Below are 26288 nucleotides of genomic sequence, written 5' to 3' on the forward strand. Positions count from 1 at the left end.
GTAAATATTCGGTTTTGGCGGAGGTATTATGAAAAAACTTAAGCGTAGTGGGCGTCTCGTTGACATGACTTACTTTTTATTGCAACATCCTCATGAAGTGATTTCACTTACGCATTTTTCAGAACGTTATCAATCGGCAAAATCCTCTATTAGCGAAGATCTTGTCATTGTCAAAGAAATCTTTGAGGACGAAGGATATGGTTCCTTACTAACTATACCAGGCGCTAGTGGTGGAGTGAAGTACATACCGAGAATTGGAAAAGAAGACGCGGAAACACTTGTAAAGAGCCTAATTAAAGAGCTTGCTGTGCCTGAGAGAATTTTACCTGGTGGCTACTTATATATGATGGATTTACTTGGAAATCCTCGTTTTATCCAAGAGGTAGGGCGTCTATTTGCTGCCGTCCTTGCAGATAAACGGATTGATGCGGTGATGACTGTTGCAACAAAAGGAATACCCTTAGCTTATGCAGTGGGTCAATATTTAGACGTACCAGTGAGTATTGTTAGAAGGGATCATCGTGTGACTGAGGGATCGATGGTTAGTATTAATTATGTAAGCGGATCTTCAAAGAGAATTCAGACGATGACCCTTGCGCGTCGTAGTCTCTCTCCTGGTTCACGTGTGTTTATTGTTGATGATTTTATGAAAGCCGGTGGGACAATCCGCGGAATGATGGACTTACTCGAGGAGTTTCAAGCAGATTTAGTTGGTATTGGTGTTCTCGTTGAGTCGGTTGGAGTGGAAGAGCGTCTAATCGATGAATATATGTCGGTTACCAGATTATCTGAAGTAAATGTTCGCGAAAAGAAAATCAAAGTTGAAACGGGAAATGTGCTAAAGCAACTTTTTCCGTATTGATAGGAGGAAAAGAAGAATGAAAGTTGTACATACAGATCAAGCTCCTGGAGCGATTGGACCTTATTCACAAGGAATTGTTGTAAATAATATGTTCTACAGTTCTGGTCAAATTCCATTAACTGCAGAAGGAACATTTTTAGAAGGTGATGTTCAAGAGCAAACACACCAAGTCTTCAAAAATCTTAAGGCGGTTTTAAAAGAGGCAGGAGCTTCCCTTGAAACCGTTGTAAAGGCTACGGTCTTTATTAAGGATATGAATGATTTTCCGGCGATTAATGAAGTTTATGGAGAGTATTTTAGCGAACATAAACCAGCCCGATCTTGTGTAGAGGTAGCAAGGCTACCAAAAGATGCCTTGGTGGAAATTGAAGTCATTGCACTTGTAAAGGCGTAATAACCGGTGACGTTAGAGTGTGGTAAATTTAGCATTTGCCACACTTACATATCTTATGAGTGAAAGCGCTGCCAAGCGCTTTTTAAATATTTTGAAAAAAAGTAAAAAATAATCTTTGCAAAAGAAGGAATTAGGTTTTTTATCGAGAATTGGTATATTATGAAAAACAATCTATAGGTGGTGGTCATCATGCAAGTTACAGATGTAAGGTTACGCCGTGTAAATACTGAAGGACGTATGCGTGCAATTGCTTCAATTACTATTGACCATGAATTTGTTGTACATGACATTCGTGTCATTGATGGGAACAATGGGTTGTTTGTTGCAATGCCTAGCAAACGTACACCAGATGGTGAGTTTAGAGATATTGCTCATCCAATTTCGTCCCAAACAAGAGAAAAGATTCAAACCGCTGTACTAGAAGAGTATGAGCGCGTTGGCGAGTTTGAAGGGTTAGAGTTTGAAGAAGCAGGAGCTTCTTAAAAGTGTATCTGCGAAGTCTCACAGCATATGTGAGGCTTCTTTTTTGTCGAAGTTAAAAAATGTTTTTAAGGACTCTCTCGCGTTGTTCATGAACTTGACATATACTTAATTGATTGTATATGGTATCAAGCCTTGAAAAGAAAGGCATTTTGAGATATATTCGTAAGGGAAAACGGAACACTTGGGGGGAAACCATGAGCAGTCGTTATGCGGTTATTTTAGCAGCAGGTCAAGGTACGAGGATGAAATCAAAACTTTATAAAGTTCTTCATCCTGTATGCGGGAAACCTATGGTTCAACATGTCGTTGATCAAGTCACTGAGCTAGGCTTTGATGAAATCGTAACGATCGTTGGTTATGGTGCGGAGATCGTGCGTGAACAGCTTGGCAAGAAAGTTGCTTATGCCGTTCAAGAGAAACAGTTAGGGACAGGTCACGCAGTTATGCAAGCTGAAGATGTGCTTGGTATAAAAGAAGGGACCACAGTCGTTCTCTGTGGAGATACACCGCTTATAACCGCTAAAACGATCGAAAATTTGCTGAAACATCATGAGTCTCAAGTTGCAAAAGCGACAGTTTTAACTGCGTATGCAGAAAATCCAACCGGTTATGGGAGAATGGTTCGTAATCAGGATGGGCTTGTTGAACGAATTGTTGAGCAAAAGGATGCGTCTGAAAAAGAACAAGAAATTAACGAGATTAACACTGGCACGTATTGTTTTGATAATAAAGCATTATTTGAGTCGTTAAAGCATGTTGGGAATAAAAATTCTCAAGGTGAGTACTATTTACCGGATGTTATTGAAATCCTTCAGAAAAGTGGAGAAACAATCGCCGCTTATCAAACAGAGGATTTTGGAGAAACTTTAGGTGTAAACGATCGTGTTGCATTATCTGAAGCAGAAGCAATAATGAAAAAGCGAATTAATGAAATGTGGATGAGAAATGGTGTGACGATTATCGATCCACAACAGACCTATATTTCAACAGAAGCCATGATAGGTCAGGATACAGTCATCTATCCAGGGACTGTGATTTCAGGTTCTACAGAAATCGGTACAGAATGTATTATTGGACCAAATAGCGAAATTAAAGATAGCCAAATTGGAGATTCTACAACAATTAAACAATCTGTCGTATATGATAGTTATATTGGTGCAAATGTAGCAATTGGTCCTTTTGCACATATTCGACCACAGAGCAAGATTAACGATGAGGTCCGAATTGGCAATTTCGTAGAGATTAAAAAGTCAACTCTCGGTAAAGGAAGTAAAGCTTCCCACTTAAGCTATATTGGAGATTCTGACATTGGAAGTGAAGTCAACTTTAGCTGTGGTGCAGTAACGGTTAATTATGATGGTAAGAATAAATTTTTAACTAAGATCGAAGACGGTGCATTTATTGGGTGTAATTCTAATTTAATAGCCCCTGTAACAATTGGGAAAAATGCTTTAATAGCCGCTGGATCAACAATTACTGACGATGTTCCAAGTGAAGCATTATCGATTGCACGTGCTAGACAAACGAATAAAGAAGAGTATGTAAAGAAAAATAACTGATCAATTCATGCGGAGGGAATAAAAAGAAATGGCTAAATATGGCGATCCGAGCTTAAAAGTATTTACTTTAAATTCAAACAAGGACTTAGCGTATGAAATTACTGAGAAAATTGGGGTTACTATGGGTAAAAGCTCCGTCACGCGCTTTAGTGACGGAGAGGTTCAAATTAATATTGAGGAGAGCATTCGTGGTTGTGACGTATACTTAATTCAATCAACGTCCGCTCCAACAAATGAACATATTATGGAACTGTTGATTATGATTGATGCTCTTAAACGCGCCTCTGCTAAAACAATCAATGTTGTTATGCCTTATTATGGATATGGGAGACAGGATCGTAAAGCCCGCGCCCGTGAGCCAATTACCGCAAAGCTTGTTGCAAATTTAATTGAAACAGCTGGGGCTACACGTGTTTTAACGTTAGATTTACATGCTACGCAAATTCAAGGTTTCTTCGATATTCCAGTTGACCAACTTGTTGGTGTGCCAATTTTAGCCGAATTCTTTATAGAAAAGCAGCTTGAGGACGTTGTTATTGTTTCTCCAGACCATGGTGGTGTGGTGCGTGCTCGTAAGTTGGCTGATCGTCTTAAAGCACCGATTGCGATTATTGATAAGCGTCGCCCAAGACCAAATGTGTCAGAAGTCATGAACATCGTCGGTGATGTTCAAGGGAAAACAACCATTATTATTGACGATATTATTGATACAGCGGGTACAATCACATTAGCTGCAAATGCATTAGTAGAATATGGTGCGAAGGAAGTCTATGCATGCTGTACCCATCCAGTCCTTTCAGGTCCAGCCATTGAGCGAATTCAAAATTCGAAAATTAAAGAATTAGTTGTTACGAATACAATTGTACTTGAAGAAGAAAAGAAAATAGATAAAATTACAACATTATCAGTAGCTCAACTTATGGCAGAAGCAATTATACGTGTACACGAACATGCTTCAGTGAGTACATTATTCGATTAAACTTTTCTTGTAAACAGGTTTACTTTTTCTATATAGAGGGAAGACAAGTAGTAGAGTAGTCGAAATCTAAATAGAGGTGAGAAAAACATGGCAGCAATCTTAAAAGCAAATCCACGAAATGATTTAAGGGGTTCAGCAACGAGAAAGGTTCGCAAGGAAGGTTATGTTCCTGGAATTTTATACGGAAATAAGATTGAAAGCCAACCTGTGTCAGTAGAAAGTGTTGAATTTATAAAGATGGTACGTGAGGTAGGGAAGAATGGGCTTTTCTCTTTAGATGTTAACGGGAAAGCTAAGCATCAAGTGATGATTCATGACTTACAACGTGACCCTATAAAAAATGAGTATACTCATATTGACTTTTTTGAAGTAGATATGACATCCGAAATTGTTGCTGAGGTAGCAGTTCACCTAAGTGGAGAAGCTCCAGGGGCAAATGAAGGTGGCGTTGTCTCTCATTTACTATATAATCTTTCCGTTAGATGTTTACCTTCAGAAATACCTGAAGAAATAACCGTAGACATTTCCTCACTAAATATTGGGGATTCCATTCAAGTGGCCGACATTCGTAAAACGATGAAGGTTGAAATCACCAATGAGGATGAAGAAACGATTGTAACCATCCAACCACCAGCTGTTGAGAAAGAACCTGAGCAGTTAGAGGAACCAGAAGCAGTAGGTGAAGCTGAGCAAGAAAAGGCCGGCGAAGCAGAATAAATAATGTTAAAGGGTATAGCCAAGAAGGTTATACCTTTTTCGAAGGATATAAAGGCTTGTTTGAAAGTAGGGAAAAGAATGAAGTTAATCGTCGGACTAGGAAACCCTGGCGAGAAGTATAGTGGAACTAGACATAATATAGGTTTTGATGTAATTGACTATTGCGCTAAAGAGTTAAAAATTGAATTAGTTCAGTCAAAGTTTAAGGGCGTTTATGGATCAACGATAATAAAAGGTGAAAAAGTCTACTTATTAAAACCGCTAACATACATGAATCTTTCAGGTGAATCAGTAAGACCCTTTATGGATTACTTTCAAATTGCAATTGAAGATCTGATTATAATCTATGATGATCTTGATTTACCGACTGGGAAAATTAGGCTTCGCCAAAAGGGAAGCGCAGGCGGACATAATGGGATGAAATCACTCATTCAGCATTTAGGAACACAAGAGTTCAATCGTATTCGTGTTGGAATTGATCGTCCACGATCGGGAGAACCAATCGTGAATTATGTGTTGGGTCGGTATCACCCAGATGAACGGGAAGCAGTAACCGAATCAATTTTGAAGTCAGTAAAAGCCATTGAGGCTTCAATCGGAACTCCATTTTTAGATGTGATGAACCAATTCAATTAAGCTGTATAGCTATTCCTTAAGATGCTCATACTATCTATATGAGACAAAAAAGGGAGTATGCAACTATGGCAATTCATTATCAATGTCGTCATTGCGGGACGAAGGTTGGGCAACTTGTAGAGCCAATTGATTCAAACACACTTGGTTTTCATCATTTAAATGCTGAGGAACGAACGAGTATGATAAATTATCAAGATAATGGTGACATAGAGGTTCAAGTGATTTGTGACGATTGTCATGAGGCGCTTACGAGAAACCCTAACTTTTATGAATTAGATCAATTTATTCAATAATAAAACTTGCAACAAAGCTTTGGCTTTACAGCCAAAGCATTTTTCTGTTCTCTATCTGAAGAGCATTTCCTTCAAAAAAAGAGGGTTTTTCGTATTTTCAAAGAATTTAGGGAGATAGAGGTTTTTGGTTATGCTTTTAAAATAACAAGGGAAAAAGTATAAAAGTTGAGTGGAAACTCAGAAAAAGTTTAAACGACTATGAAGCTTGTTCACAGAAGAGCAATGGCTCCATACACTGTGTGTCTTCTGTAAGAAGACTTTAAATCTTACAGTGGTTCCGCTACTTGCTTATAAGAAAAGGCTGCTGCGTAGTTTTTCTTATAGAGAATAAGTCTAGTAATAGACATAAATTAAGTAAGCGGAGAGTAATTTAAAAAATATTAAGATTAATCAAAGAGGTACTTTGAGAATAATTATAGCTTCGGTGTGGAAACAGGGGGAAGGGTATGTTAGGTTTACAAAACTATTTTCGTTCAAGTAATGAAATTAAAGCTGTTTCGACAGCGTTAGAGTCAAATATGAAAGAGCAACTTCTATCGGGACTGACCGGTTCGGCACGAACGCTAGTCATGGCCTCATTGTTTCGTGAAACAAAGAGAACACAGTTAGTGGTAACTCATAATCTGTTTCAAGCCCAAAAACTTTATGATGATTTATCGGACTTATTAGGTGAAGAAAGTGTCTATCTTTATCCAGTGAATGAGCTCATTTCCTCGGAAATTGCCATTGCTAGTCCTGAGATGAGAGCACAGCGAATTGATGTCTTAAACCAACTTGTTAAGCCTTTTAAAGGTATTGTTATTGTGCCTCTAGCTGGTGTAAGACGTCTATTGCCTCCAAAGTCACTTTGGCAACAATCGCAAATATTTGTTGAAGTGGGTATGGATATTGGCAATATCCACGAGTTTCTAGAAAAACTAATTCGACTAGGATTTCAACGAGTTGATATGGTTTCTTCACCGGGAGAAGTCAGTGTTAGAGGCGGGATTATTGATTTCTTCCCATTTACAGGCGAAGATCCAATTCGTATGGAGCTATTTGATACGGAAATTGATTCTATTCGGAGTTTTACAATTGAGAATCAACGCTCAAAGTCAGAGCTTAAGAAACTAATGATTGGGCCAGTTCAAGAAGTTGTATTGTTATCAAGTCACTATGAACAAGCAGCAAGTAGGTTATCAGAATGCTTAGCTACTAGTCTAAAGAAAGTTAAATCAAAACAAACAAAAGAAAAACTGTCTCAAAATATTTCCTATGAAATAGGACAATTAAAACAACAAAACGGTTTTCAGGGAATGTATAAATACATGTCCCTGTATTATGAAAAAAAGAATACGATTCTATCTTACATGCCTGAAGATACGGTATTAATTGTTGATGAGATGAGTCGAGTAAAGGAAATGTCGGATCACCTTCAAAAGGAAGAGGCTGAATGGAATACAGCGTTACTTGAACAAGGAGAAGTGGTTCATGATATAACAATGTCAATCGATGTGTTTGAAGATGTGAAACATTCACAGGTTCCAATTATTTATCTTTCTCTCTTTTTAAAGCATGTGACGTCGACTAATCCCGAAAACGTTGTTAGTTTTACATGCAAATCTATGCAGAGCTTTCATGGGCAGCTTCAGCTTCTACAATCTGAAGTGAAAAGGTGGGAGAAGGCTGGAAATGCTGTTGTTTTTATTGCTGGTTCAAAGGAACGTGCGAACCGACTTTCTTTAAATTTAGAGGATGAAGACGTTAAGACGAGTATTGTTGAACGGGCAACTGAACTAAATCCAGGAAAAATTTACATTATGGTCGGTCAATTACAAAGTGGATTTGAATTGCCAATGCATAAACTTGTTGTTATTACAGAAGAAGAGATCTTTGCGAAGCAAGTGAAGCGGGCACCAAGAAAACAAAAACTTTCTAATGCCGAACGAATTAAGAGTTATTCTGAGCTTAAAGTAGGCGATCTTGTTGTTCATACCAACCATGGGATTGGAAAGTACCTTGGAGTTGAAACGCTTGAAATCAATGGTTTGCATAAGGATTATCTCCATCTTCGTTATGCGGGGAATGATAAGCTTTACGTACCTGTCGAACAAATAGACCAAGTTCAGAAATATGTGGGTTCAGAAGAAAAAGACCCAAAAATTTACGCATTAGGCGGAACCGATTGGAAAAAGGTTAAAAAGCGTGTCCAGTCATCTGTTGAAGATATAGCTGATGACTTAATTAAGTTATATGCTGAACGTGAAGCAAGTAAAGGATTTGCATTTTCGGGGGATAATCGTGAACAAGTCGAATTTGAAGGTTCTTTTCAATATCAAGAAACCGAGGATCAAATTAGGACAATTGCTGAAATTAAAGAGGATATGGAAAAAGAGCGTCCTATGGATCGCTTGCTTTGTGGGGATGTTGGCTACGGTAAAACGGAAGTTGCTATTCGAGCTGCGTTTAAAGCGATTATGGATGGAAAACAAGTAGCGATTCTTGTGCCGACAACTATTCTTGCTCAACAACACTATGAGACGATTCGTGAACGATTTGCTGACCATCCTTTAAATATTGGCGTACTTAGTCGTTTTCGTTCCCGTAAAGAACAAAATGAGACTTTAAAAGGGGTCAAGGCTGGATCAATTGACTTAGTGGTAGGAACACATCGTCTTTTATCAAAGGATGTTGTATTTAAGGATTTAGGATTATTAATCGTTGATGAAGAGCAACGTTTTGGTGTAACGCACAAGGAAAAAATTAAGCAGATGAAAGCAAATATTGATGTGTTGACATTAACAGCTACACCTATTCCTCGTACGCTACATATGTCGATGCTAGGAGTAAGAGATTTATCAGTGATTGAAACCCCACCAGAAAATCGTTTTCCGGTTCAGACCTATGTTGTTGAGTATAATGCTTCTCTCGTCCGGGAGGCGATTGAGCGTGAATTAACAAGAGGGGGACAAGTGTATTTCCTTTATAACCGAGTAGAAGACATTGAAAGAATGTCTGAACAGATATCAATGCTTGTTCCAGATGCTCGTGTTGCGTATGCCCATGGCCAGATGAATGAGCGTGAATTAGAGGGAATCATGCTTGATTTTCTGGAAGGAAATAGTGATGTTCTTGTCACAACGACTATTATTGAAACAGGTGTTGATATACCAAATGTTAATACACTAATTATTTACAACGCTGATAAAATGGGTCTTTCACAACTCTATCAAATTCGTGGCCGTGTCGGACGTTCAAACCGGGTCGCTTATGCGTATTTTACGTACCAAAGAGATAAAGTGTTGACCGAGGTTGCGGAAAAGCGTCTTCAAGCGATAAAAGAATTTACAGAGCTAGGTTCAGGCTTTAAAATCGCTATGCGTGATTTGACAATCCGAGGGGCAGGCAATCTATTAGGTGCTCAACAGCACGGGTATATCGAGTCGGTTGGGTTTGATTTATATTCGCAAATGTTAAAAGAGGCAATTGAAGAGCGTAAGGGAGATAAACCAAAGGAACCACTTTTTCAGGTTGATCTTGATGTCAAAGTTGATGCATATATTCCTGAAACATATATTCATGATGCAAAACAAAAAATTGAGATGTACAAACGTTTTAAAGGTATAGAGCATCTTGAAGAACTCCGTGATCTCCAAGATGAAATGTTTGATCGTTTTAGCGAATATCCCAAACAAGTTGATTTTCTATTCCGCTTAACAAAAATTAAATTAATTGCAAATTATGAGCGAATTGAACAGGTTATTGAAGAAAAAGATACAGTTTCTATTGTGTTATCAAAAGAGACAACAAATCAAATGGACGGAGCCAAACTTTTTGAAGTGGCCCATACACTCGGGAAAGAGGTTTCTATTGGGACCGTCGGGGAGAAAATCAAATTATCAGTCAAAACCAAAACTCTTAATGATGAAGAACTTGTTTCCATCCTTGAAAAAATAATTGAAAGTATTTCTAAATGTAAGAAGCAAAGCGCTACTGCTCAAACAACAATATCCTAACTTTGTCCTCTTTCTAATGATAAATGGAATAATTAGGTAAACAAACAAATTCATAAATTGGTGAATAGTTCTTATGCAACGAAGGATAATAGAGGTAAGAAACGAAATGATTTAACAACAAGTTCACACATTCATCAAGTGATAACATCATTAGAAAGTGAGGCATCTTAGTTATGAAAGCAACTGGTATTGTAAGACGTATTGATGACTTAGGACGGGTTGTTATACCTAAGGAAATTCGTAGAACATTGAGAATCCGCGAAGGTGACCCGTTAGAAATTTTCGTAGACCGTGATGGAGAAGTTATACTTAAAAAGTATTCACCGATTTCTGAATTGGGTGATTTTGCCAAGGAGTATGCAGAAGCTTTACACGACAGCCTAAACCATTATGTGCTAATTGCTGACAGAGATACATTCATTGCGGTAGCAGGGGCTTCAAAAAAGGAATTTGCTAACAAGAGCATCGGTGAAATTGTTGAGTCGGTCATGGAAGAACGCAAATCAAAAATTGAGTCCAATACTGGTGAGTATAATCTTGTTGGTGACCATACGGATGAGTTAAAAGGATATGTTATTTCGCCAATTATCGCCAATGGAGACCCGATTGGAGCAGTTGTTATTTTCAGTAAGGAACAAGCTCTCTCTGGAGCGCTTGAGCAGAAAATGGCCGAAACAGCAGCAAGCTTTTTAGCACGCCAGATGGAGCAATAAATATATTTCAAATAAACTCGTCCTAATTAAGGGCGGGTTTTTTTTTGAGTCAAGGTCATCAGTAGCTAATTAACTTGGCTATAGAACTCGAATTGAGTATGATAGGGTTATAGGTTTAAGGGGGAAAGAGTTTGGAGCAAGACAAAGGCAATAAGTTAGACGTGTGGAAAGGTGCCGTATTGCTATCAATGGCTGCTTTATTGGCAAAAGTATTAAGTGCAGGTTACCGTATACCTTATCAAAATATAGCTGGAGACCTTGGATATTACGTATATCAACAGATTTATCCTTTCTATGGATTCGTGATGATATTGGCGATGTATGGGTTTCCAGTTATTATTTCGAAATATATAGCAGAAGCTCAAGTGAATCAAAATGAAGATATATCAAAATTTCTTTTCGCTTTATCGTTTTATGGTTTGGTTATCTTTTCATTTATTTCAACCATACTTCTTTTTATAGGGGCCCCTTTGTTATCAGAAGTGATAGGAGACCCATTACTCTCCACTCCTCTACGAGCGGTTAGTTTGTCGTTTTTACTGCTTCCTTTTTTAAGTAGTACGAGAGGCTTTTATCAAGGACATGGCAACATGAAACCAACGGCCATTTCTCATCTAATTGAACAATTTGTTCGAGTATGTGCAATTTTGTTTCTCGCTTCCTGTTTCATTGAGAGTGGTGCAGGGGTTTATGGAGCAGGACTAGGAGCAGCATATGGTTCTTTACTTGGAGGCTTCGTCTCTATTTGCATTTTATTTTTTTTCTTTAGAAATGTAGAAAATCGTTGGGAATGGTTCCAACTGAAAGGGGGATCATTTTTACTCATATTGAAAAAAAGCTATCATGTTTTCAAGGAAAGCCTGTATATCTGCTTAAGCGCACTTGTGTTCATTCTGTTTCAATTTGTTGATGTTTTTTCAGTTATTCGACTTCTTGGTTGGTATGGCCTTGAGCCGCAGATGGCATATCAGGCAAAAGGAATTTACGATCGAGGGCAGCCGCTACTGCAATTGGGTATGGTCGTTACAACAGCTTTTTCATTGACGTTAGTTCCACTTATCGCAAGAGCCACGGCAAATAAAGAAAAAGCTTTGGCAAATCGTTATCATGACCTTGCGTTGAGATTGACATGGCTCATTGGTGGATCTGCGACAATTGGCTTATTAGTTATTATTGAACCAACAAACAGCATGCTCTTTACAGATAGGGAAGGATCAGATGTTTTACAAGTTTTAATGTTGGCTATTATTGTTAGTACACTGTATGTTACCTTATCAGCCATTTTACAAGGGTATGGGTATGTCCATCTTCCTGTCATTACGATCGGAATAGGGCTTCTGATAAAAACATTAGGGAACCTCCTGCTTATTCCTCTATTTGGTACAATGGGTGCTGCTCTAGCAACGGTCTTTTCATTTATTATCATCGTTTTTATTCAACTTATCATGTTAAAACGAATAACTGGTATCCTTTTATTAAAACCGCAAGCATACCAGGGAGTATGGATAACGCTAGGCTGTTTATTTAGCACAACCTGGCTATGGCGGACGTCTCTTGAATATTTTTTCATTGATTATCCAACAAGGAGTACGGATAGTATATTAGCTTTATCTACCGTTGTTATTGGAGGTTTGACCGTGTTTCTATGCTTACTGCGTTTTAACGTTCTCGATGAATCAGAGTGGGCTACGATTCCTAAATTATCTCGGCTTCGTGGTCTTATCAAAAGAAAGTAAGGTGTGTGTATAATGAATACCATTTACATAGTAGGGTTAGGGGCAGGAGATTTACAGCAAATGTCCTTAGGTTTATACCGACATATTCAAAAGGAAAAACATCTTTATGTTCGAACTGGCGACCACCCCGCCCTTCATGAACTAGAAAGTGAGGGTATCACGTTTCATACGTTTGATGATATCTATACACAATACGATCAGTTTGAAGATGTATATATCGAAATTGTTAATCAACTTTTGGGAGAGGCCAAACACCAGTCATTAACCTATGCTGTTCCTGGACATCCATTTGTTGCTGAACGGACCATTCAATTATTAATCGAACAAGCACCTGGGCAAAATATTGAACTATCCTTCCTCGGGGGGCAAAGTTTTCTAGATTCGATGTATACAGCTCTTAAAATTGACCCCATTGAAGGCTGTCAAATTGTCGATGGAACAGCACTCAAAAGAGATGAACTCGAGTTACGCCATCATCAAATTATTGTTCAAGTCTATGATGCGATGATTGCCTCCGAGGTAAAGCTTACATTAATGGAACGACTCCCCGATGACTATGAAGTTGTTGTTGCAACAGCTGTAGGGTCAAAAAGAGAAGAAATCATTCGAATTCCCTTATATGAGTTAGACCGTGTGACGTCATTAAACAACCTAACCGCTGTTTATGTTCCGCCTGTAAAAGAAGAGTCTCTCCTTTATGAAGAATTTGATACATTACGTGATGTGATTGCTACTTTACGAGGTCCCGATGGCTGTCCATGGGATCAGAAGCAAACACATCAATCATTAAAGAAATACTTAATTGAAGAAACCTATGAGGTACTTGAAGCAATTGATGAAGAGGATGATGAGCATCTTATCGAAGAGCTAGGAGATGTGCTCCTACAAGTAATGCTGCATGCACAAATCGGAGAAGATGAAGGGTTGTTCTCGGTTCAGGATGTGATTCGGACAGTAACAGAGAAAATGATCCGTCGTCATCCTCATGTATTTGCAAATGCAAAGGTAAAGGATGCAGAAGAGGTTGTTACAAATTGGGATGAAATTAAGCGTTTAGAAAAAGGAGGAAAGCCGGGAGAGTCACAGCTTGATTCGATTCCAAAAGGACTTCCTGCGTTAATGGCGGCTTATGATATCCAAAAGAAAGCCGCGAAAGTTGGCTTTGATTGGGATGAAGATGCACCGATGTGGATGAAGCTGCAAGAAGAGCTTGGTGAATTTATGTTGGAGGTTAAGAAGAAAGACCAATATAATATGCATAAGGAGCTTGGGGACGTTTTGTTTGTCATTGTTAATCTAGCTCGCTATTATTGTCTTGATCCCGAAGAAGCGCTACGGATGACTAATACTAAGTTTACAAACCGTTTTCAAAAAATTGAAGGGGATGTCCGGGCAGAAGGTAGAGAAATGAGCGAATTAACGTTAGCGGAGTTAGATGAGAAATGGGAGCAAAGTAAGTCCATTTACAAATAAGGGGGATGAATGATGCGTTTAGATAAGTTTTTAAAGGTCTCAAGACTAATTAAGCGACGAACATTGGCTAAGGAAGTGTGTGACCAAGGGAGAATTAAAATTAACGGACAAACCGCAAAAGCAGGTTCAAACGTGAAGCCGGGCGATGACTTAGTTGTTCGCTTTGGTCAAAAGCTCGTTACAGTGAAAATAAATGAAGTGAAGGAAATGAGTCGAAAAGAAGAGGCGGCAATGATGTATACGATTGTCAAAGAAGAACGATTGAACGAAGAATGAACCATAGATGATGCTACATTTATAAGAGGGTCTTCTTAAATGAATTTAAGGATACCCTCTTTCTTTATAAAAATTTAATTCAAATCAACAAATTACTGCCGATGCCTAGCGCCAAACATATAGAATGGCAGATAATAGAGGATAACGTTCGTATCCTAAAGGGCTTGTTCTATTTCATGGCTCCGATTCATAAACTAAAAACAAAGCACATGAGGAGGAATAAGCCATGGATTATGAATATGGGACGCCAATGGGACGTGAACGAAAGTCAAATGATCATGATGTCACGTTAAAAGGAAGAAAGTTATTAGACATTACAGGAGTCAAGCAAGTAGAGAGTTTCGATAATGAGGAATTTTTACTTGAAACTGTAATGGGCTTTCTCTCAATCCGAGGACAAAATCTGCACATGAAGAACCTAAATGTTGAACAGGGGCTTGTCTCCATAGAGGGAAAAATCTATGATTTTGTGTATCTTGACCAAAACCAACAGGATAAATCTAAAGGATTTTTTGGGAAGTTATTCAAGTGAGTTTGACTGTTCAACTATATACAATGCTATCAATGGCTGCAATGGGTCTGTGGATCGGAGCAGCCATTGATACATATAGTCGTTTTTCCCCTAAAAAAAAATCGTTTAACTGGTTCGTCGCCCTGAACGATGTGTTATTTTGGCTTATCCAAGGGCTAATTGTTTTTTATGTCCTCCTGCAAACAAATAATGGAGAAATCCGGTTTTATATATTTTTAGCGATTTTGTGTGGTTACGCTGCGTATCAAGCACTGTTTAAAAGCTTTTTTCAATTAATTTTAGAACGAATTATTCAATTCGCAGTCGGTTTTTACCGATTTTTAAAAAGGCTATTTTTTATTTTTATTTTCAACCCTATAAAGTACGTATTGCAACTCCTTTATTCCTTATGTATTATGATAGTATCGGCTATCTTGACGGTAGGATTATGGTTGTTCCGGCTTTTTTGGAGACCGATTAAATGGATGCTACTCTTTATCTATAGACTAACAAGACTAAACAAGGCTGTTGAAAAGGGCTTTCCTTTTTTTCGTAAAATAAAAGGGTTTCTCGGTCGAGTGAGGAAAAAGAAGGAGTAAGGGGTGATAAATCGGTGGTCACAAAACGTTCTTCAATGGTTCGAGAAATGGATACGGCTTATATCCAACAAAAAGAGCAAGAGTTTGAGCAGCAATCGAAGAAAAGACGTGGATTAATTCGGCGACTAAGCGTTCTAGGGATTATAGCTTCATGCTTAGTTTGTTTGGCTTTTGTGACAATTTACGCCCAAGCAAATACGATTGAAGATAAAGAAATGGAAAAACTAGCGTTAGAAAAGCAGTTAGTACATTTACAAGCGGAAGAGAAGAAGCTTGAGCAAGACATTGATAACTATAATGATCTCGATTATATAGCAGAGATTGCTAGAAGAGATTATTATTTATCTAAGCCAGGCGAAACACTTTTTAAATTACCAGAATAATCATCAGATTGACACCATTTTTTTTGTTCGGGTATAATATATCAAAATGAACATTTTACAGATTTCTTAAGGAGGATCTATTTTTTCATGTCAATCGAAGCAGGCAGCAAGTTACAGGGTAAGGTTACAGGGATCACGAATTTTGGAGCATTTGTGGAGCTGCCAGGTGGTTCTACAGGCCTTGTCCACATCAGCGAAGTCGCTGATAATTATGTTAAAGATATTAACGATTTTCTAAAAGTTGGAGACGAGGTTCTAGTTAAAGTAGTGAACGTAGAAAAAGACGGAAAAATTGGCTTGTCTATCCGTAAAGCGGTGGATCGTCCAGCCCGTCCTGAGGGTTCAACTCGTCCAGAACGACCAGCTCGTCCTAGTAGCCATCAATCTCAACGTCCCTCACGTCCACAAGGTGGAAATCGTGGGCCACGCGGAGGCATGAACCAACGCACTGTTGTAACATTTGAAGACAAGGTCAGTCGTTTTTTAAAGGACAGTGAAGAACGTTTAACGACGATAAAACGTCAAACAGAGTCTAAGCGTGGTGGTCGTGGCGCGCGTCGAGGGTAGCTTGTTGCTCGCTTATCGAATATAAAGAAAAAGCTGTTGAGGATGTCTCAACAGCTTCTTGTATGATAGAACTCTTTTTTTGCTTAACGATCTTTTAAATAAAATTAATTTTGTTTTTAAATACACTTGACTATTTAATCTAAAGATTGTATATTAATACTTGTCGCAATTAGTGACATATGGCGGTGTAGCTCAGCTGGCTAGAGCGTACGGTTCATACCCGTGAGGTCGTGGGTTCGACTCCCTCCGCCGCTACCATATACATAATCTCAAACCTACATTCTATGAATGTAGGTTTTTTTAGATCCTATACGACCTTTCTTTTACAAAGACAAACTTTTAATCCTCATGTTTCCTCACCATACCTAAGAATCCTTCACTAAATCCCTTCAACTCTTTGATTATTTTGCGATCACATGTGTATTGGTTTCTATTTATCCCGAAAGAAGTCGAACGTTTTCTTTATTCGACGTGGTAATTTTGACAAAAAATGTGAGCTTCTTCTGTCTATAATGAAACCACGATTAAAAATGGGTGGTGGAGAAAGATGATACGAAAGGAAACGAAGGCTTGGACAGGAATGGAACGAATGGCGTTTAGCGTTGAATTGGTACTCGATAAAACGAAGGGATTGTTTCATAAGGCGTTTTACCAATGGGGTTTATTAGTTGCTGTTATTGGTTTTTTATTAGGACGAGCTATGATTCTTTCAGAGTTAACACCATTTGTGTTGCCATTTCTAGCTGCCATTTATATGGTTAAGCGAGAGAGGGCGGGTTTGGCTGCATTGTCGCTTTTAGCAGGTGCACTGACAAGCTATCATGGAGAGTTTCTTTTTGTGGTCGGGGCCATTTTTATATATGTGCTAATGCAAAAAGTCGTAAGTCGGTTTATCAATGACACGACGAAGGCACTTCCTTATACAGTTTTTTCGGCAAGTGTTGTAACCAGGTTGCTCCTCGTTTTTTTAACAGAGCAAACGATTTCAAATTACTCATTGATGATGGCGACAGTTGAAGCAGGACTAAGTTTTATTTTAACAATGATTTTCCTTCAGAGTGTTCCCCTTCTAACGTCAAAAAAGTTACAACAACCTTTGAAAAATGAAGAAATTGTCTGCCTTATTATTTTACTAGCCTCTGTAATGACAGGAACAGTTGGCTGGGTGATGTATGAGATGACGGTTGAGCACGTACTAGCTAGATATTTAGTTCTGCTGTTTGCATTCGTAGGAGGGGCAGCAATTGGTTCTACGGTTGGCGTAGTGACTGGTCTGATACTGAGCTTAGCCACAGTTGCGAGTCTCTACCAAATGAGTTTATTAGCCTTTGCAGGATTACTAGGTGGCTTACTAAAGGAAGGAAAGAAAGTAGGCGTGGGGCTTGGTTTGCTCATTGGTACGTTGCTTATAGGAATGTATGGTGAAGGAGGGGCAAATGTTACTATTACCTTACTTGAGTCTTTAGTGGCGATTGCGATATTCTTCGCAACACCTAAGGATTTAGTTAGTAAACTTGCCCGCTTTATCCCAGGAACGGTAGAGTACTCTAAGGAACAGCAACAATATTTGCGGAAAATAAGAGATGTTACCGCTGGTAGGGTTGAACAATTTTCAACACTATTTCAAACGTTATCCAATAGCTTTCAAGCTCCTTCGCAAACAACAGAAGTCTTGGATGAGGAGCAGGAGATAGACTATTTTCTTAGCAATGTCACGGAGAAGACATGCCAATCATGTTTTAAGAAGGAACGGTGTTGGGTGGAGAACTTTAATAAAACGTATGATTCGATGCAGAGAATTATGACTGAAACAGAAAAACTAGGTGAAATAAGAGATCAGGCTTTGCTATCAGAATGGAAGAAGCATTGCATAAAGTCTGAGAGGGTTATTCAATCAATCCAACATGAACACGGTCAATATCAGGCAAATCAGAAACTTAAACGACAAGTTCTTGAGAGCAGAAGGCTTGTTGCAGATCAGCTATTAGGTGTTTCCCGAGTGATGGGGGATTTTGCAAAGGAAATTCAAAAGGAGAAGGAGGCGCACCACTATCAAGAGGAACAAATGCTTGACGCACTGAGAGAGGTCGGTCTTGAAATCGGACATGTCGATATTTACAGTTTAGAAAAAGGGAATATTGAGGTCGAGATGAGCTTGTCTGCGGATCATGGAAATGGACAATGTGAAAAGATTATTGCGCCAATTTTATCGGACATTTTACGAGAAACCGTTATTGTCAAACGTGAGGAAATGGCATTTTACCCAAATGGATTTAGTCATGTCTCTTTTTGTTCGGCTAAGAAGTTTGTGATTGAAACAGGTGTTGCCAACGTAGCAAAGGGTGGTGCTTGGTTATCGGGTGATAGTTATTCAATGATTGAACTAGGGGCTGGAAAGTATGCGATAGCTATTAGTGATGGTATGGGAAATGGTGAACGGGCACATTTGGAGAGTAATGAAACCTTACAATTATTACAGAAGGTGCTTCAGTCCGGAATTGAAGAAACAGTGGCGATAAAGTCAGTAAATTCTGTTCTTTCATTACGATCGACGGATGAAATTTTTTCAACACTTGATCTAGCGATGATTGACTTACAGGATGGAACCGCTAGATTTTTAAAGATAGGTTCAATTCCAAGCTTCATTAAACGAGGTGATAAGATTATAAAAATAGAGGCAGGCAATCTACCAATGGGAATTATCCAAGAATTTGATGTCGATGTCGTAAGTGAACAATTAAAGCCTGGTGATTTACTCATTATGATGAGTGATGGAATATTCGATGCCCCAAAGCATGTGGAGAATAAAGATATGTGGATGAAACGATTAATTAGTGAGTTAGATACAGAGGATCCACAAGAAATAGCTGATATGATGCTAGAAAAAGTTATTCGTTCGGACCGAGGAAATATTAATGATGATATGACGGTCATTGTGGCTCAAGTAAAACAAAACACACCGAAATGGGCTGCTATCCCTTTATATAAGTCTCCGAATATTTTGAAAAAGAGGGCGCAATAATAGAAAAATAGAAATCGTAAAAAGTATAAAACCCTACCAAGTGGTTAATAATGGTAACATTCGGACTTTTTGGAGGGGATGAATTATGGCTACTAAGGGTACTTTAAAGCAAATTTTATTATTAACGGATGGTCACTCAAATCAAGGTGAGGATCCTGTTGCCATTGCTTCGCTTGCAATGGAACAGGGTATTACAGTCAACGTTATTGGGGTCGTAGATGGAAACCATTTAAATGAACAAGGTATAGAAGAAATAGAGGCGATTGCAATGGCTGGAGGGGGAGTAAGTCAAATTGTTTATGCAAAGCAGCTTGCAAAGACAGTTCAAATGGTCACAAGAAAGGCCATGACTCAAACCCTTCATGGAGTAGTGAACAAGGAGCTTCAACAAATTCTCGGTAAAGCGCATGAGATGGAAGACTTATCTCCTGAAAAGCGCGGTGAAGTGATGGAGGTCGTAGATGAACTAGGGGAAACGATACATCTTGATGTGCTTATCCTTGTTGATACAAGTGCGAGTATGACAAATAAGTTACCTATGGTTCAAGATGCGTTAACAGATTTATCAATTAGTCTTACATCGAGAATGGGGGAAAATCGATTTTCTCTTTATTCATTTCCTGGGAAACGAAAAGAAATTGATCGTTTGCTTGATTGGACGCCACAATTAAATTCATTAACAGGGATTTTTCATAAGCTTTCTTCAGGAGGAATTACACCAACAGGCCCTGCACTTCAAGCAGCCTTGCAGAAGTTTGCAAAATCAAGTTCAAGAAGGAGTTTGATGGCTGGTGATGAAGAACAACTCTACGAAGAATCCGGCTTATAATCTTCAATTAGGTAGTAAATTTGTGGGCAAGTGGCACACAAAGCCTTATAAAATTATTCGTATTCTCGGCTCAGGTGCAACAGGAACTGTTTATTTAGCAGAGTCAGATATTGGCCAAGTTGCCTTAAAGGTCGGGGAAGATAACATGGCAATTACTTCCGAAGTCAATGTACTAAAGCATTTTTCGAAGGTCCAAGGTCAAGTTCTTGGACCTTCTTTACTAGATGTTGATGATTTGGTCATAGCACAAGGGACCTTTCCTTTTTATGCAATGGAATATTTAAAAGGAAAGAGTCTCATCGACTATACTCAAAACAAGGGAGCGGAATGGATAGGTATTCTTGTCATTCAGTTATTAGGAGATTTAGCTAGACTTCATAAGGAAGGATGGGTCTTTGGTGATTTAAAGCCAGATAACTTACTAGTTGTCGGTCCTCCACCACGCATTCGTTGGCTCGATGTGGGAGGGACGACATTAATAGGGCGTTCGATTAAGGAATATACGGAATTTTATGACCGAGGATATTGGGGGCTAGGTTCAAGGAAAGCTGAGCCCAGCTATGATTTATTTGCTGTTGCGATGATTGTTATTAACTGCATGTATCCAAAGCGATTTGATAAACAGGGAGAAAAACCGCTACAACAGTTAAAACAAAAGATAGAAGCCCACCCAGAACTAATGCCATATCGTGATGTTCTATTTAAGGCTCTTCAAGGTAAGTACAGTGAAGCAACATTCATGCGAAAGGATGTTGTCCAAGCCATATCAAACCGGTCAAGCTATAAACATGTAGCGAAGAAAGAGACTCTTAAGAATAAGAAAAAAAAGAAAAAGTCATCCTATTTTGTTGAATTCTTTCTTCTATTCTCTTTTCTTATCCTGGCATATATCCTATACTTATTTGGACAAATGATGTAGGCATTTATTAGCCACATAGGATGGGGGCCCTTACATGAATGCAAATCGAATGATGGATATTTGCATGCTAGCAGGCGAAATTATGCTTACGTATGGAGCTGAAACCTACCGTGTAGAAGAAACACTTGAACGGATGGCAAAGGCTTCAAATTTCAAAAACGTCCATAGCTTTGTAACGACAACAGGTATCTTTCTCTCATTTGAAGGAGAAGACGATCAAGATTTAATGCAAATGATTCGAGTCGATGACAGGATGCAAGATTTAAATAAAGTGACGCTCGTTAATCAATTATCACGAGAATATGTAAGTGGGTTTATCGACGCTGAAGAAGCGTTAAGCCAATTGCAGGCAATTATGAGGGCGCCCTTTAATTATTCAGCCCTTCTTCTGCACTTTTGCTCTGGTATAGCGGGTGGAGCATTTTCCTTTTTGTTTGGGGGAGGACTTATGGATACCATCCCAGCCTTTATTGCAGGGTTTTCCGCAAGTTGGTGTGTAGTAAAGTTGCAGGAATATATGAAGGTAAAGTTTTTTGCAGAATTTATGTCTGCTTTTTTGGGTGGCGTAGTTGCCATTTGTCTTGTCTTACTAGGCATTGGAGAGAATTTGGACCAAGTAATTATAGGTACACTAATGCCACTAGTGCCTGGTATTCCCCTTACTAATGCTGTTCGTGACCTTATGTCAGGAGATTTACTCGCTGGAGTTAGCCGAGGGGCTGAAGCAATTATTACAGCACTTTCGATAGCGACAGGGATTGCCTTAGCTATTGCACTCCTACTATAGAGTTCATAAAGGGGGATATTATGGTAATAGAATTAGTATTTTGTTTTATGGCCACTGTGGCATTTGGTGTCATTTTTAATGTCCCAAAGCGAGTTGTTTGGTTAGGGGGGCTAGTCGGTACAATAGCTTGGTTTCTTTATTCAACATTACCAGGCTTGGGGATTACGGTGGTTTTTGCAACAGCGGTTGCATCAATTGTCAGTGCAACATGTTCCCACCTTCTTGCTAAGTGGTACCGTGTTCCAGTAACTACGTTTAGTGTGCCTGGAATTATTCCGCTCGTGCCTGGAAGCCGGGCATATTTTACAATGCGAGCGTTTGTTGATGGGGACTATCTACTTGGTTTGCAGTTAGGGATTGAGACGATGCTTCAAGCAGGAGCCATTGCAGCTGGCCTTGTTTTTGCATTATCGATCTTCTCTTTCGGTAAAGGAGGAATTGGACAGCGTTATGAAACAGGCCGTTCATAAATTTATTAAGAAACATCGGCTTTTTAATGGAGGAGAAACAGTCATTGTTGCCATTTCAGGAGGCCCTGACTCTATGGCATTGCTCCATTACCTTTGGGAAGCACGTAAGATGTATCAAATTGATGTCTATGCAGCTCACGCTCATCATCAATTGAGAGAGACTGAGGCCGATGAGGATGAAGAATATATTGAAGCTTTTTGTAGAAATTTAGCCATTCCCCTTTTTCGGACTAAGTTAGATGTCAGAGGGTATGCCAAAAGCGAGCGAATGAATATTCAGGCAGCAGGGAGACTTCTTAGATACCGGTGGTTTGATTCTTTATTGTCAGAAACGCCAAAAAGATATATTGCTACAGGTCACCATGGAGATGACCAAGTAGAAACAGTGATGATGAAGTTAATTCGCGGATCAATTCCTTTTCATTTATCAGGAATTAGTGTGAAAAGAAAAATAGGAACAAGTGTCATTATTCGTCCATTTTTAGGAATAACCAAACAAGAAATTGAGCACTATTGTAAAGAAGAACAGATAAATCCTCGCCAAGACTCAAGCAACCAGTCTCATCACTATACGCGAAATCGCTTCCGCTTTCATATGCTGCCGTTTATGAAAAAGGAAAATAAGCAAGTACATCACCATATACAACGTTATAGTGAATGGTTGGAAGAAGATCAACAGTTTTTAATGGAGTTAGCTGAAAAAACGCTCTCATCTATTTCTCTTGAAAAAAGTGAACAATTGATAACAATTTCAAGAGAGGCTTTTATGAAAGTAAGCGTCCCTTTACAAAGAAGATTGATTCATCTAATATTAAAGTATATTACAGGGAAAAATTCACCAATTATTACATCTATACATATTGAACAGCTTCTTGAGTTGATTCATACTGATGCACCTTCTAATGAGGTTCATTTAACGGGTGACCTTTTTGTCTGGAGAGATTATCAGCTTTGTCATTTTACAAATGAAAAGAGAATGAAACTGTCCGAAGAGGAAAGACGTCTCTCCGTTCCCGGAGAAATTGAAACTGCCTTAGGTGTTATTAAAGCATACTACGCGGATGAAGAAACATTCGAAGAGAATGAACAATTACTCATTCTCGATGCCCATGAGATTGTGTTACCATTGTTGACTCGTCAAAAACGGGAAGGTGACCGGATCGCAATCCAAGGAATAATGGGGACAAAGAAGCTTAGTCGCTTGTTTATTGACAAAAAAGTAAGTAAGCATTTGAGAGATGTCTGGCCGATAGTCGTTAGTGGTAATGGTGAAATTCTTTGGGTACCTATGCTTCAGAAAGTACGAACGTTCGATGATGATTTACAAATACGAAAAAAACTCATACTATCATTTATACCTAATTCAAATGTAAAGAAATAACGTATGATTTGTAAAAACAGGAGGGGTACACTAACTTGATGAGGGACGAGATAAAAGAAATTCTTATTACTGAAGAAGAATTACAAGCGAAAGTAAGAGATTTAGGAAAACATATAACAGATGAGTACGAAAATCGTTTTCCGCTAGTTATTGGTGTTTTAAAAGGAGCTATGCCTTTTATGTCGGATTTGGTGAAGCGAATCGACACTCATATTGAAATGGACTTCATGGACGTTTCAAGTTATGGAAAAGGAATGGTTACCTCTGGTGAAGTGAAGATTTTGAAGGATTTAGATACATCTGTTGAAGGTAGGCACGTAATTATTGTTGAGGATATTATCGATAGTGGGTTAACGCTTAGTTATCTTATAAAATTGTTTCATTACCGAAAAGCAAGTTCTGTAAAAGTCGTTACACTGCTTGATAAGCCAGAGGGAAGAAAGGTCGATTTAGTACCGGATATCACTGGTTTTGTTGTTCCTGATGCTTTTGTTGTAGGGTATGGTCTTGATTTTGCGGAACGATATCGAAATTTGCCTTATATCGGTGTACTAAAACCTGAAATCTATGAGAGCTAATATTTGTGAACAAAAGAACAGATGTGATACGATAAACAAAGCTTTGTTGCACGTGGGAGGAGGTCAAGAATGAATCGGATATTTCGTAATACAATATTCTACTTACTTATATTTTTAGTCATAATTGGGATTGTGAGTGTATTTAGTTCAGATCAAACACAAACCGAAGAAGTTACGTTCAGTCAATTTATTGAACGCTTGGAGCAAGGTGACGTTCGTTCCCTGACCGTAAAGCCTGATCGACAAGTTTATTTAGTTACTGGGCAATTTACTAATCAGGAAAATGACGAAGGGTTCCAAACTAGGTTATTGAGAAGTGAGCAAACGGCTGAATTACTCGCTACCGCTCAAAATACCGCTGGTCTTGACCTTGAAGTTGAAGGTGCAGATGAAGCAAGTGGTTGGGTCACCTTTTTTACATCGATTATTCCGTTTATTATTATTTTCATACTCTTTTTCTTCTTACTGAGCCAAGCTCAAGGTGGCGGTAGCCGCGTAATGAATTTTGGTAAATCAAAGGCGAAAATGGTCAGTGATGATAAGAAGAAAGCGAAATTCAAAGATGTCGCTGGTGCAGATGAGGAGAAGCAAGAACTTATTGAGGTTGTTGAATTCTTAAAAGACCCTCGGAAGTTCTCTGCTATTGGTGCACGTATACCTAAAGGGGTTCTTCTTGTAGGTCCTCCTGGAACAGGTAAAACGTTGCTTGCGCGAGCAGTTTCTGGTGAAGCAGGCGTACCATTTTTCTCAATCAGTGGTTCAGACTTCGTTGAAATGTTTGTCGGGGTTGGGGCATCGCGTGTTCGTGATTTATTTGAAAATGCTAAGAAGAATGCACCTTGTATCATTTTTATTGATGAAATTGATGCTGTCGGTCGGCAACGTGGGGCCGGTCTTGGTGGGGGGCATGATGAGCGTGAGCAAACGTTAAATCAGTTACTCGTTGAGATGGATGGCTTTAGTGCCAATGAAGGGATTATTATTATTGCCGCTACAAACCGCGCCGATATACTAGATCCTGCCTTGTTACGTCCGGGACGTTTTGACCGTCAAATTCAAGTGAATCGTCCTGATGTGAATGGTCGTCGTGATGTTCTAAAGGTACATGCTCAGAACAAACCGTTAAATGACGATGTTGATTTAGAAACAATTGCTACAAGAACACCTGGATTTTCTGGGGCTGATCTTGAAAACTTATTGAATGAGGCTGCTTTAATCGCAGCGAGACAAGACAATAAGAAAATTAGTATGATTCATATTGAAGAGGCGATTGATCGGGTCATTGCTGGACCGGCTAAGAAAAGCCGCGTGATTTCTCCGAAAGAAAAGAATATAGTTGCTTGGCATGAAGCAGGTCATACTGTGGTTGGAGTTAAGCTTGAGAATGCAGATATGGTACATAAGGTTACTATTGTACCTCGAGGAATGGCTGGTGGATATGCGGTCATGCTTCCAAAAGAAGACCGTTACTTCATGACGGAGCCAGAGCTTCTTGATAAAATTATTGGTTTGCTCGGGGGACGTGTGGCTGAGGAAGTACAATTCGGAGAGGTTAGTACAGGTGCTCATAACGATTTCCAACGTGCAACAGGAATTGCACGGAAAATGGTTACTGAGTACGGAATGAGCGAGAAGCTCGGACCGATGCAATTTATATCAGGATCAGGCGGGCAAGTATTTCTTGGACGCGACATTCAAAACGAACAAAATTATAGTGACGCCATTGCATATGAAATTGACCTTGAAGTTCAACGAATTATTAAAGAGTGCTATGTGCGTTGTAAGGAAATCATTACAGAAAATAAAGCGAGTTTAGACTTAGTAGCTGAAACGTTACTTAAGCTTGAAACGCTTGATGCAGAACAAATTAAGTCCTTAATAAATGAAGGAAAGCTTCCGGACAATCATCATACAAATGCTCATAAGCAGAAGGATGATGGCCAGGAATCAGATATGAAGGTTAATATTCATTCTAAAAAAGATGAAAAACCTACAGATTCTGATAAGCCTGAACAACCTTCGGAAGAATCAATCTCTGAGGATTCATCGACTAAGGAAGATCCAAAGAAGAATGACTAATGAACATGGAGAGGATGTCCGCAATTGACATCCTCTTTTTTCTACTC

At 38.9% G+C, this 26288-nt stretch carries 25 protein-coding genes and 1 tRNA gene; all 26 read left to right on the forward strand.

All coding sequences use genetic code 11. From position 1 onward, the window contains the following. Positions 1-28 precede the first annotated feature (28 nt). Positions 29-862: a pur operon repressor gene (purR, locus tag CEF19_RS09860; RefSeq protein WP_100405930.1), complete on the forward strand. Its 834-nt coding sequence runs from the start codon at positions 29-31 to the stop codon at positions 860-862. A gap of 16 nt (positions 863-878) precedes the next feature. Continuing rightward, complete coding sequence (locus CEF19_RS09865; RefSeq protein ID WP_100405931.1) at positions 879-1256, forward strand: RidA family protein; 378 nt, start codon at positions 879-881, stop codon at positions 1254-1256. 189 nt (positions 1257-1445) lie between these two features. Then, on the forward strand, positions 1446-1739 hold the full coding sequence (gene spoVG, locus CEF19_RS09870; RefSeq protein WP_100405932.1) for a septation regulator SpoVG: 294 nt from the start codon (positions 1446-1448) through the stop codon (positions 1737-1739). Between the two features lie 194 nt (positions 1740-1933). Next, a complete protein-coding gene (gene glmU, locus CEF19_RS09875) occupies positions 1934-3298 on the forward strand; it encodes a bifunctional UDP-N-acetylglucosamine diphosphorylase/glucosamine-1-phosphate N-acetyltransferase GlmU (RefSeq protein ID WP_100405933.1) in 1365 nt (454 codons plus the stop codon). Positions 3299-3326: 28 nt separating this feature from the next. Further along, positions 3327-4277 (forward strand): ribose-phosphate diphosphokinase, encoded by a 951-nt coding sequence (locus CEF19_RS09880; protein WP_100405934.1) that lies wholly within the window; start codon positions 3327-3329, stop codon positions 4275-4277. A gap of 87 nt (positions 4278-4364) precedes the next feature. Continuing rightward, positions 4365-4994 (forward strand): 50S ribosomal protein L25/general stress protein Ctc, encoded by a 630-nt coding sequence (locus CEF19_RS09885; protein ID WP_100405935.1) that lies wholly within the window; start codon positions 4365-4367, stop codon positions 4992-4994. Positions 4995-5072: 78 nt separating this feature from the next. Further along, positions 5073-5630 (forward strand): aminoacyl-tRNA hydrolase, encoded by a 558-nt coding sequence (gene pth, locus CEF19_RS09890; protein WP_100408272.1) that lies wholly within the window; start codon positions 5073-5075, stop codon positions 5628-5630. Between the two features lie 65 nt (positions 5631-5695). After that, the gene (locus CEF19_RS09895; protein WP_100405936.1) at positions 5696-5923 is read left to right on the forward strand and encodes an anti-sigma-F factor Fin; all 228 of its coding nucleotides are present in this window, start codon (positions 5696-5698) and stop codon (positions 5921-5923) included. A 446-nt stretch (positions 5924-6369) separates the two neighbouring features. Continuing rightward, positions 6370-9918 (forward strand): transcription-repair coupling factor, encoded by a 3549-nt coding sequence (gene mfd, locus CEF19_RS09900; RefSeq protein ID WP_100405937.1) that lies wholly within the window; start codon positions 6370-6372, stop codon positions 9916-9918. A gap of 173 nt (positions 9919-10091) precedes the next feature. After that, positions 10092-10631 (forward strand): stage V sporulation protein T, encoded by a 540-nt coding sequence (gene spoVT / locus CEF19_RS09905; RefSeq protein WP_100405938.1) that lies wholly within the window; start codon positions 10092-10094, stop codon positions 10629-10631. Positions 10632-10762: 131 nt separating this feature from the next. After that, positions 10763-12367, forward strand: a complete 1605-nt coding sequence (locus tag CEF19_RS09910) for a putative polysaccharide biosynthesis protein (protein ID WP_100405939.1) — start codon at positions 10763-10765, stop codon at positions 12365-12367. Between the two features lie 9 nt (positions 12368-12376). After that, on the forward strand, positions 12377-13840 hold the full coding sequence (locus tag CEF19_RS09915; RefSeq protein WP_100408273.1) for a bifunctional methyltransferase/pyrophosphohydrolase YabN: 1464 nt from the start codon (positions 12377-12379) through the stop codon (positions 13838-13840). Between the two features lie 12 nt (positions 13841-13852). Further along, positions 13853-14116, forward strand: a complete 264-nt coding sequence (locus CEF19_RS09920) for an RNA-binding S4 domain-containing protein (protein WP_100405940.1) — start codon at positions 13853-13855, stop codon at positions 14114-14116. Between the two features lie 250 nt (positions 14117-14366). Continuing rightward, positions 14367-14648 (forward strand): sporulation protein YabP, encoded by a 282-nt coding sequence (gene yabP, locus CEF19_RS09925; protein WP_406565386.1) that lies wholly within the window; start codon positions 14367-14369, stop codon positions 14646-14648. Continuing rightward, on the forward strand, positions 14645-15226 hold the full coding sequence (yabQ, locus tag CEF19_RS09930; protein ID WP_100405942.1) for a spore cortex biosynthesis protein YabQ: 582 nt from the start codon (positions 14645-14647) through the stop codon (positions 15224-15226). The genes yabP and yabQ overlap by 4 nt, the downstream gene beginning before the upstream one ends. 14 nt (positions 15227-15240) lie before the next feature. Further along, on the forward strand, positions 15241-15609 hold the full coding sequence (locus CEF19_RS09935) for an FtsB family cell division protein (RefSeq protein WP_100405943.1): 369 nt from the start codon (positions 15241-15243) through the stop codon (positions 15607-15609). Between the two features lie 87 nt (positions 15610-15696). Beyond that, positions 15697-16176: a S1 domain-containing RNA-binding protein gene (locus CEF19_RS09940; RefSeq protein WP_100405944.1), complete on the forward strand. Its 480-nt coding sequence runs from the start codon at positions 15697-15699 to the stop codon at positions 16174-16176. 181 nt (positions 16177-16357) lie between these two features. After that, positions 16358-16434: transfer RNA gene (locus tag CEF19_RS09945), tRNA-Met, on the forward strand. Between the two features lie 289 nt (positions 16435-16723). Beyond that, positions 16724-19198 carry a stage II sporulation protein E gene (spoIIE, locus tag CEF19_RS09950; RefSeq protein WP_100405945.1) on the forward strand — a complete coding sequence of 825 codons (2475 nt, stop codon included), beginning with the start codon at positions 16724-16726 and terminating at the stop codon, positions 19196-19198. Positions 19199-19283: 85 nt separating this feature from the next. Further along, positions 19284-20027 (forward strand): VWA domain-containing protein, encoded by a 744-nt coding sequence (locus CEF19_RS09955; protein WP_100405946.1) that lies wholly within the window; start codon positions 19284-19286, stop codon positions 20025-20027. After that, positions 19993-20946: a serine/threonine protein kinase gene (locus CEF19_RS09960; RefSeq protein WP_100405947.1), complete on the forward strand. Its 954-nt coding sequence runs from the start codon at positions 19993-19995 to the stop codon at positions 20944-20946. Before CEF19_RS09955 ends, CEF19_RS09960 begins: the two co-directional genes overlap by 35 nt. A 34-nt stretch (positions 20947-20980) precedes the next feature. Further along, entirely contained in the window at positions 20981-21733 is a 753-nt protein-coding gene (locus CEF19_RS09965) for a threonine/serine exporter family protein (RefSeq protein ID WP_100405948.1), read from the forward strand. Positions 21734-21753: 20 nt separating this feature from the next. Beyond that, positions 21754-22203, forward strand: coding sequence for a threonine/serine exporter family protein (locus CEF19_RS09970; RefSeq protein ID WP_100405949.1), 450 nt, complete (start codon positions 21754-21756; stop codon positions 22201-22203). Continuing rightward, positions 22184-23584: a tRNA lysidine(34) synthetase TilS gene (gene tilS, locus CEF19_RS09975; protein WP_100405950.1), complete on the forward strand. Its 1401-nt coding sequence runs from the start codon at positions 22184-22186 to the stop codon at positions 23582-23584. The genes CEF19_RS09970 and tilS overlap by 20 nt, the downstream gene beginning before the upstream one ends. Positions 23585-23622: 38 nt before the next feature. After that, the gene (gene hpt / locus CEF19_RS09980) at positions 23623-24162 is read left to right on the forward strand and encodes a hypoxanthine phosphoribosyltransferase (protein ID WP_198510364.1); all 540 of its coding nucleotides are present in this window, start codon (positions 23623-23625) and stop codon (positions 24160-24162) included. 69 nt (positions 24163-24231) lie between these two features. Then, positions 24232-26241 (forward strand): ATP-dependent zinc metalloprotease FtsH, encoded by a 2010-nt coding sequence (gene ftsH / locus CEF19_RS09985; protein ID WP_100405952.1) that lies wholly within the window; start codon positions 24232-24234, stop codon positions 26239-26241. Positions 26242-26288: the final 47 nt, after the last annotated feature.

The organism is Bacillus solitudinis, from assembly GCF_002797395.1.
Lineage (GTDB): Bacteria > Bacillota > Bacilli > Bacillales > Bacillaceae_D > Halalkalibacter_A > Halalkalibacter_A solitudinis.

Bases quoted from the DNA above. Each gene is read 5' to 3' on its own strand.
- CEF19_RS09885 (WP_100405935.1), top strand. From the start codon at position 4,365: ATGGCAGCAATCTTAAAAGCAAATCCACGAAATGATTTAAGGGGTTCA.
- tilS (WP_100405950.1), top strand. From the start codon at position 22,184: ATGAAACAGGCCGTTCATAAATTTATTAAGAAACATCGGCTTTTTAAT.
- CEF19_RS09920 (WP_100405940.1), top strand. From the start codon at position 13,853: ATGCGTTTAGATAAGTTTTTAAAGGTCTCAAGACTAATTAAGCGACGA.
- mfd (WP_100405937.1), top strand. From the start codon at position 6,370: ATGTTAGGTTTACAAAACTATTTTCGTTCAAGTAATGAAATTAAAGCT.
- CEF19_RS09895 (WP_100405936.1), top strand. From the start codon at position 5,696: ATGGCAATTCATTATCAATGTCGTCATTGCGGGACGAAGGTTGGGCAA.
- glmU (WP_100405933.1), top strand. From the start codon at position 1,934: ATGAGCAGTCGTTATGCGGTTATTTTAGCAGCAGGTCAAGGTACGAGG.
- ftsH (WP_100405952.1), top strand. From the start codon at position 24,232: ATGAATCGGATATTTCGTAATACAATATTCTACTTACTTATATTTTTA.
- CEF19_RS09960 (WP_100405947.1), top strand. From the start codon at position 19,993: ATGAAGAACAACTCTACGAAGAATCCGGCTTATAATCTTCAATTAGGT.
- spoVT (WP_100405938.1), top strand. From the start codon at position 10,092: ATGAAAGCAACTGGTATTGTAAGACGTATTGATGACTTAGGACGGGTT.
- spoVG (WP_100405932.1), top strand. From the start codon at position 1,446: ATGCAAGTTACAGATGTAAGGTTACGCCGTGTAAATACTGAAGGACGT.
- CEF19_RS09940 (WP_100405944.1), top strand. From the start codon at position 15,697: ATGTCAATCGAAGCAGGCAGCAAGTTACAGGGTAAGGTTACAGGGATC.
- pth (WP_100408272.1), top strand. From the start codon at position 5,073: ATGAAGTTAATCGTCGGACTAGGAAACCCTGGCGAGAAGTATAGTGGA.
- hpt (WP_198510364.1), top strand. From the start codon at position 23,623: ATGAGGGACGAGATAAAAGAAATTCTTATTACTGAAGAAGAATTACAA.
- CEF19_RS09965 (WP_100405948.1), top strand. From the start codon at position 20,981: ATGAATGCAAATCGAATGATGGATATTTGCATGCTAGCAGGCGAAATT.
- spoIIE (WP_100405945.1), top strand. From the start codon at position 16,724: ATGATACGAAAGGAAACGAAGGCTTGGACAGGAATGGAACGAATGGCG.
- yabP (WP_406565386.1), top strand. From the start codon at position 14,367: ATGGGACGTGAACGAAAGTCAAATGATCATGATGTCACGTTAAAAGGA.
- CEF19_RS09955 (WP_100405946.1), top strand. From the start codon at position 19,284: ATGGCTACTAAGGGTACTTTAAAGCAAATTTTATTATTAACGGATGGT.
- CEF19_RS09880 (WP_100405934.1), top strand. From the start codon at position 3,327: ATGGCTAAATATGGCGATCCGAGCTTAAAAGTATTTACTTTAAATTCA.
- CEF19_RS09865 (WP_100405931.1), top strand. From the start codon at position 879: ATGAAAGTTGTACATACAGATCAAGCTCCTGGAGCGATTGGACCTTAT.
- purR (WP_100405930.1), top strand. From the start codon at position 29: ATGAAAAAACTTAAGCGTAGTGGGCGTCTCGTTGACATGACTTACTTT.
- CEF19_RS09970 (WP_100405949.1), top strand. From the start codon at position 21,754: ATGGTAATAGAATTAGTATTTTGTTTTATGGCCACTGTGGCATTTGGT.